The 752-nt window shown below is 29.4% G+C and carries 2 tRNA genes; both read left to right on the forward strand.

The window, feature by feature from the left end:
* The first annotated feature begins 587 nt into the window (after positions 1–587).
* Positions 588–662, forward strand: a tRNA-Glu gene (locus NK213_RS20350).
* A gap of 15 nt (positions 663–677) precedes the next feature.
* A tRNA-Val gene (locus NK213_RS20355) sits at positions 678–750 on the forward strand.
* Positions 751–752: the final 2 nt, after the last annotated feature.

A 752-nucleotide genomic window follows, 5' to 3' on the forward strand; every position in this document is an offset into this window, starting at 1 on the left:
CTGTCTATTTTGTGATACTCATTTTTTTATTTAAAAATTCTTCTTTTTTTCCTTGACATTTTATAACTGGTCTAATTAAAATTTTAGTTATTATGTACACAGTAAATTATACCAAAAAAACAATATAAATAATCATAGAAAAAACTTAGAAGAAAAAAAGTGCAGAAAGATTAATTATGGTAAACTTATTAATTAAGGCAAAAAAACGAAATTTTCATATATAAGGTAAGAATTATAATAAATAAAAATAAAAATCAAACAGATAAATTTTGGTATATAAATGATAAAAGTATGATTTATAAAATTTTTTCATTATATTATGGAAATTTTTTTGGGAAAAACAGAAAAAAATTCAAAAAAAACAGTGCTCATTTGTATAGAGAAATTGCACTAAAGAATAAAAAACTCATTTTTTTTGTAAAAAAACTTGAGAAAAAAAGCCTTTGTTTTCAAGGGTTTGACAAGACAGGCGAAAAAAAAGTAAAAAAATATCAAAAATATTGTTGACGAAAGTTTTTTTTTATGATATTATCTAATTCGTCTTGAGAGGATATGAAAAACAGCTTGAAAACAAGCACCTCAACTATGCGCCCTTCGTCTAGTGGTCAGGACCTCGGGTTTTCATCCCGGTAACAGGGGTTCGATCCCCCTAGGGCGTACCAAACTTTAATCCTTAAGGTCGCTTAGCTCAGTTGGGAGAGCACCTGCCTTACAAGCAGGGGGTCACTGGTTCGAGCCCAGTAGCGACCACC

Origin of the sequence: Sebaldella sp. S0638 (genome assembly GCF_024158605.1) — a bacterium.
GTDB lineage: Bacteria > Fusobacteriota > Fusobacteriia > Fusobacteriales > Leptotrichiaceae > Sebaldella.